This is a genomic window from Psychrobacter sp. AOP31-B2-9 (assembly GCF_052378005.1).
Taxonomy (GTDB): Bacteria; Pseudomonadota; Gammaproteobacteria; order Pseudomonadales; family Moraxellaceae; genus Psychrobacter.
Genome location: NZ_JBQSXG010000264.1, coordinates 1 through 1,468, shown reverse-complemented (window position 1 = coordinate 1,468; position 1,468 = coordinate 1). Strand labels below are relative to the sequence as shown.

Sequence of the window (1,468 nt, the reverse complement as noted above, 5' to 3'; positions counted from 1 at the left end):
TTCCTTATCCTCACCCGTATGGCGCTGATTGGGCGTCACAAAGTTCAGCTGACTGTGCTTATGCTCATTGTTGTACCAGCGCGTGAAGCTCAGCATCCATCGTCTTGCCGCATCTAAGCTCTTAAAGCCATCGATAGGCCAATTAGGGCGATACTTGCAGGTTTTAAATAAAGACTCTGCAAACGGGTTGTCATTACTGACACGCGGTCTGCTGTAAGAGGTGAGTACCCCAAGCTCATACGCTTTCATGCGCATGGTTTGAGCTTTCATCGGTGCCCCATTGTCTGAGTGTAGCACCACCCCAGTGTGCAATGCATTCTCACTGATTAAAGTACGCTCAAGCAGCTGAGCTGCCAGTACACCTGACTCGTGGTCATAAACCTCCCAGCCAACAATTTTACGGCTATAGACATCCTCTATCATGTACAAATAATAGAACTGACCCCGTACCGGACTTGGCAGATAGGTGATATCCCAGCAGAACACTTGGCAAGGGCCAGTGGCAGTAAAGGTCTTTGGGGCGCTTGAGGCTTTAGGGGCAAGTGCACGACCGCGGTGAGCCAATTGCTCATGCTGCCTCAGCACCCGATAAAAGGTAGACTCTGAGCCATGATATATCCCCTCATCAAGCAGGGTCGGTACAATTTGGGTGGGCGGCAGACTGGCAAAGCGGGGCTGATTGCACACGGCAATAATGGCGGCTTGTTCAGAGGCGCTCAGTTTATTCTTAGGAGCTTGGCGCACGACGTCACACCGTTTATCACCATTCACGTGACCTGCGCGGTACCAGCGCCGATAGGTGCGGATGCTAATGCCAACTTCAATACAGGCAAGGTTAAGTCTGGCTCCTGAGTGATTGGCCTCTTGTATCCAGTCTATGTATTGCTTGCGCTTAGGGAGCAAGGTCAGTCGTCCTCGTGCTCCTCCCAAAACGCTTCCAACTTTTTTCGCAATACCAGTAAGGCGGCAGTTTCAGCTAAAGCCTTTTCTTTTCGAGCAAGCTCTCGGGTGAGTTGTTTGATCTGTTTGCGATCGCTCTGCTGCTGACGCTTGTCTTTCAGGCTTTGTTGTTTGCTGCTGCTAAAGCCTTGTAAGGCGTCAGTACGCCACGCTTTGATTTGCTCAACATATAGGCCTTTGCTGCGGCAGTATTCGCTAAGTTCACTCTCGCTTAGGGTGGCCGTCTCTATAATGGTGGCAAGCTTGGTTTCGCTTGACCAGTCATCAGGGGTTTTATGGTTCGATGGCATGGGGTGACCTTGTTCTCTAGCTTGGGCACGCCAATTATACAGGGTCTGTAATCCGATGCCTTCACTTCTTGAAACCTCGGCAACACTTAGGCTCAGCGGGGGTAGCAGTTTGCTGAGTATAGCCTGTTTACGTTCTTCGCTATATCGTGGCATGATGTGTCCTCATTGTCCCCTTTGGAATTATTATTTAGGGGTGACAACTATCCTGCCATAGGGGG

The 1,468-nt window shown here is 50.5% G+C and carries 1 pseudogene; it reads right to left on the bottom strand.

Annotated elements, in window-relative coordinates:
* Window positions 1–1,403, bottom strand: a pseudogene (locus tag ACT3SX_RS15035) (IS3 family transposase); the annotation flags it as partial.
* Window positions 1,404–1,468 lie beyond the last annotated feature (65 nt).